Below are 3,674 nucleotides of genomic sequence, written 5' to 3' on the forward strand. Positions count from 1 at the left end.
GCCCTGCAGCGCCTGGACTCGGCGACGGGTACGGCCTGACGGCGGGAACGCTCCTGCGAGGCGGCCGCGGAGTGGCGTCCCACCGCGGGCGGGCGGATCAGCGGCGCTGGGACCCCGAGGTGCGGTACACGTCGTAGACGCCGTCGATGCGCCGGACCGCGCTGAGCACATGGCTGAGGTACTTCGGGTCGCCCATCTCGAAGGAGAACCGCGAGATCGCGAGCCGGTCGCTCGAGGTATGCACCGTGGCGGAGAGGATATTGACATGGTTCTCGGCGAGCACCCGGGTGACATCGGAGAGCAGGCTCTTGCGGTCCAGCGCCTCGACCTGGATCTCCACCAGGAACACGCTGGACTGGGTGGGCGCCCAGGCGACATCGACGATCCGGTCGGGGCTTTCGCGCAGTTCCGCCACGTTGCGGCAGTCGGACCGGTGCACCGACACCCCCGAGCCCCGGGTGACGAACCCGATGATGGGATCCGGCGGGACCGGGGTGCAGCACCGGGCCAGCTTGACCCAGACGTCGCCGACCCCCACGACGGTGACGCCGGAGTCCGGATGCTTCGGCCGCCTGACCGTCGTCGGGAGCGACGGCTCGGCCTCCTCGACCGCCTCGCGTCCGCCGAGCAGGCCGACCAAGTGCTCGATCACGTTCTGGGCGGACGTGTGGCCGTCGCCCACGGCGGCGTACAGCGCCGACACGTCGGCGTGGTGAAGTTCCTGCGCCACCGACATCAACGCGTCGTGCGTCATCATCTTCTGCAGCGGCAGGTTCTGCTTCCGCATGGCGCGGGTGAGCTGGTCCTTGCCCTTTTCGATCGCCTCTTCGCGGCGCTCCTTGGTGAACCATTGGCGGATCTTGTTCCGTGCCCGCGGGCTCTTGACGAAGCCCTGCCAATCCTGGCTGGGACCGGCGCCCTCCGCCTTGGAGGTGAAGATCTCCACCCAGTCGCCGTGGCTGAGTTCGCTGTTCAGCGGGACCAGCTTGCCGTTGACCCGCGCACCGATGGTGCGGTGGCCGACCTCGGTGTGCACGGCATAGGCGAAGTCCACCGGCGTTGATCCTGCCGGCAGCGCCATGACTTCGCCCTTGGGCGTGAAGACGAAGACTTCCTTGGCGTTGATTTCGAACCGGAGGGAGTCCAGGAACTCGGCGGGGTCGCTGGTCTCCTGCTGCCAGTCGACCAGGCTGCGCAGCCAGCCCATGTCACCGCCGTCGGCCGTCCCGCCGCGGGCGATGTCCTTGTACTTCCAGTGGGCCGCGACGCCGTACTCGGCGCGGCGGTGCATCTCGTGGGTGCGGATCTGGATTTCCACCGGCTTGCCGCCCGGGCCGATCACCGTGGTGTGCAGCGACTGGTACATGTTGAACTTGGGCATGGCGATGTAGTCTTTGAACCGGCCGGGCAGCGGGTTCCAGCGCGCATGCAGGGCACCGAGTGCCGCGTAGCAGTCGCGGACCGTATCCACCAGTACCCGGATGCCCATCAGGTCGTGGATGTCGTCGAAGTCCTTACCCCGCACGATCATCTTCTGGTAGATGGAGTAGTAGTGCTTGGGCCGGCCGGTAATCGTGGCCTTGATCTTCACGGCGCGCAGGTCGTCGCCGATCTTGGTGCGCAGCGTCGTCAGGTACTTCTCCCGTTCGGGGGTGCGCTCCCCCACCATCCGCACGATCTCTTCGTAGACCTTCGGGTGCAGGGCCGCGAAGGAGAGATCTTCAAGCTCCCACTTGATGGTGTTCATGCCCAGCCGGTGCGCCAACGGGGCGAAGATCTCCAGGGTTTCGCGCGCCTTCTTCGCCGACGACTCCGGCGAGACAAAGCGCCAGGTCCGGGCGTTGTGCAACCGGTCGGCCAGCTTGATCACCAGGACGCGGATGTCCTTGGCCATCGCCACGACCATCTTGCGCACGGTCTCGGACTGGGCCGCGTCGCCGAACTGCACCTTGTCCAGCTTGGTGACGCCGTCCACCAGCATCGCAATCTCCGGACCGAACTCCGCCTTCAGGTCGGCGAGCGTGTACTCGGTGTCTTCGACGGTGTCGTGCAGCAGGGCGGCGGCCAGCGTCGTGCCCGTCATGCCCAGTTCCGCGAGGATCGTGGCCACAGCCACCGGGTGGGTGATGTACGGGTCGCCGCTCTTGCGTTTCTGCCCGCGGTGGCTGCGCTCAGCCACCACGAAGGCGCGGTGGATCAGGTCGAAGTCCTCGCGCGGGTTGTTGGCCCGGACGGTGCGCAGCAGCGGCTCCAGGATGGGCGAGTAGCTGGTCCCGCCCCGGCCGGCCAGCCGGGCAAGCCGGGACATCGTCCGTTCCCGGCGCCCCGGGAAGGCATGGCGGACCGGTGCGTTGCCCGGGACTTCGGCGGCCGCGGGCACCACAGAAGGACCAGGATCCGGTGTCACACCGGCGTCACTGGCCTGGTCTGTCGACCTGAGGTGTTCGGCCAATCCTTCCCGCCTTCCCGATGAGTCCTGGAACCGACGCTACAGCCCGCAAGGCAGCGGCGCACAGCCCAGCACTGTTCCGCAAACCATTCTATGCTCGTCCGGCGGCCCGGTCGTTCCGGTGCGGCATCACCCGACGGGGGCGGCCTCGGTGCGGCGCCGTTCTTCCACCTTCTTGGCCTGCTTGAGCAGCGCCGGTTCCTTGGCCCGGAGCCGCGCATACATCGGCGCCGCAATGAAGATTGTGGTGGCGGTGCCGATGATGATGCCGATGAACAGTGCCAGGGACACGTCCTTCAACGTGCCGGCGCCGAGCAGGAACGCGCCGATGAACAAGATGGCGGCGACCGGCAGGACGGCGACCACGGAGGTGTTGATGGACCGGACCAGAGTCTGGTTCACGGCGAGATTGACCTCCTCCGCGAAGGTCCTCCTGGTGGACTTGTCCAGGTCTTCCGTGTTCTCGCGGATCTTGTCGAAGACCACCACCGTGTCGTACAGCGAGTACCCCAAAATGGTCAGGAAGCCGATGATCGCCGAGGGCGTCACCTCGAAGTCGCTCAGCGAATAGATGCCGGCGGTCACGATGAGCACCACCACCAGGCCGCTGAGCGCGGCGACGGACATCTTCCAGGTCCGGAAGTACAACGCCATCATGATCGCCGCCAGCACAACGAACACCACCAGGCCCCAGATCGCCTGCCGGGTGACGTCCGCACCCCAGGTGGGACCGACATACGAGGACGTCACCTCGTCTGACTCGACGTCGTAGGCTTCGACGAGGGCGTCGCGCAGTTCCAGGGTCTGGTCGTCGTCCAGCCGCTCGGTCTGGATCCGCATGGTCCCCGGGGCGATGTTCGTCACCCGGGGATCGGCATCCGCCGCGACTTGGGCCACGGCCGCCTCGCCGGGGCCGACGTCGGTGTTTTCCACGTTGGACACGGTGAACTCGGAGCCGCCGCGGAAGTCGATGCCCAGGTTGAACCCGCCCTTGACGAACGGCACCACGATGGACAGGAGGATCGCGGCGGCGGCAATGCCGAACCAGAGCCTGTACTTGGAGACAAAGTCGTAGGAGCGCTTGCCGGTGTAGAGATCGTTGCCCCACTTAGCAAAGTTGGCCATTTAGTTGCTCTCCTTGTCGGACCCGCGGCCCGCGCCGCTGGTGGCGCGCTGCTTCTCGGCCGCCCGGCGTTCGGCGATGGTCTGGCGGCGGTCGGCTTCG

2 protein-coding genes are annotated in these 3,674 nt (G+C 67.0%); both read right to left on the minus strand.

Translation table 11 applies throughout. The features are described 5' to 3' along the window. Positions 1-97 precede the first annotated feature (97 nt). The gene (locus AC5RUJ_RS12605) at positions 98-2,308 is read right to left on the minus strand and encodes a RelA/SpoT family protein (RefSeq protein WP_494014064.1); all 2,211 of its coding nucleotides are present in this window, start codon (positions 2,306-2,308) and stop codon (positions 98-100) included. Between the two features lie 270 nt (positions 2,309-2,578). Continuing rightward, positions 2,579-3,574: a protein translocase subunit SecF gene (gene secF, locus AC5RUJ_RS12610; RefSeq protein WP_494023015.1), complete on the minus strand. Its 996-nt coding sequence runs from the start codon at positions 3,572-3,574 to the stop codon at positions 2,579-2,581. Positions 3,575-3,674 lie beyond the last annotated feature (100 nt).

Source organism: Arthrobacter sp. Y3223164, from assembly GCF_059091005.1.